Raw genomic sequence first — 893 nt, forward strand, 5'->3', positions numbered from 1 at the left:
ACACTGGTCATCGACGGTGACCTGACAGGCGCCAGCCTGGGCGACACCATCGCCCTGGGTGCTTCTGAATGGACCAACGTCTCTGGTTTCGAAACCATCCGCCTGGTGGGTACATCCAACAATGCTGGTGTTGCTGGTGCTGGTAACTACCGTCTGACATTGACAGATTCCCTGATCGCTGCCAACAACAACGCAGGCGTTCTGGCCATCGTCAACGACAACGACACCGCCAATGATGCAGCCAACACTGCTGACACAGCAGGTACAGCACAAGAAAGCGCTGTTGTCATCGACGCACGTACACTGAGCGCTACAAGCCGCTTCAGCTACAACGGCGAAGAAGGTGCTACACGTACAGCTGACCGTATCATCTTCTCTGATGCCAACTTCAACGGCTCCCACGCCATTGACGGCGGTGCGGTTGACAACAACACCACCAACAACAGCCAGAAGAACGACGACGTCATCGAACTGCGCAATGCAACCAATGCAGCCATCGGTGACTTCAACGGCATCAAAAACATCGGTAACATCGAACTGACCAACGACACAGCAGTGACCCAAGTGTCCCAAATCCAGTTGAATGACACCATCGTTGATGCGCTGGTCGACAGCTATCAAGCTGCCAACACAACAACCCACGTAGAACGTCTGACAATCCGTGCGATTGACAACGTCAACGTGGCTAACGCGACAGTTGGTGTATCGATCGATGCAGGTGCCTTGACAGCACAATCTGCACTGGACGTGACACTGGGCCGTGGTGCGAACTTCGTCCAACTGGGCGCTGGTGCTGACCGCGTTGTCCTGCTGGGTAACTATGTTGCCGGTACGTACAACGTTGTTGAAAACGGTGTGAACCTCAATACACAATCCACAGCAACTGCTGTTGC

1 protein-coding gene is annotated in these 893 nt (G+C 54.2%); it reads left to right on the forward strand.

Features of this window, described 5'->3' with window-relative positions; all coding sequences use genetic code 11:
- A partial coding sequence (locus ACO0LH_RS28465; RefSeq protein WP_422944523.1) for a hypothetical protein occupies positions 1–893 on the forward strand: 893 nt, incomplete at both ends.

Origin of the sequence: Undibacterium sp. TJN19 (assembly GCF_049339485.1) — a bacterium.
Lineage (GTDB): Bacteria > Pseudomonadota > Gammaproteobacteria > Burkholderiales > Burkholderiaceae_D > Undibacterium.